The organism is Streptomyces sp. 8P21H-1, from assembly GCF_013302945.1.
In genome coordinates this window covers 1-443 of the sequence record NZ_JABTYA010000260.1, presented here as the reverse complement: position 1 = coordinate 443, position 443 = coordinate 1, and the positions used below count along the sequence as shown (strand labels likewise).

General features: G+C 80.1%; 1 pseudogene. It reads left to right on the top strand.

Features of this window, described 5'->3' with window-relative positions:
* Window positions 1-443, top strand: a pseudogene (locus tag HO151_RS05280) (hypothetical protein); the annotation flags it as partial.

Genomic DNA, 443 nt, shown 5'->3' with positions numbered 1-443 from the left:
CACGTCCTGCGCGCCCTGGAGGGGCTGGCCGACGCGGACGTGCGCGAGGTGCTGGCCGCGGCCGGCGCCGAGGACCCGGACGACGCCCTCGCCGAGGCGGACGACGAAGCCGGTGGGGAGTACGCGCTGCTGGCCTCCCCCGAGTTCGACCCCTGCTCCCTCCAGGCCCGGCCCACCGATCTGATGCGCCGCCGCCAGCACACGAGGGCGGCGCTCGCGGCGNCGCGCCCCCGTACGCGCGCAACCCCGCGGCGCAGGCCGCCCTGGAGCCCGGCCGGCTGACGCTGGTGCCGACGGGGGCGTGGGAGTCGTCGGCGCGCACCGACTTCTCCGTGTGGCCCGCGCGGGGCGGGCTCACCGGCGACAAGGCCCTGCTGCGCCGCGCGCTCGCCGTCTGGGCGCGGCCCGGCGAGGCCGTGCAGGTCTCGGCCACCCCGGGCACC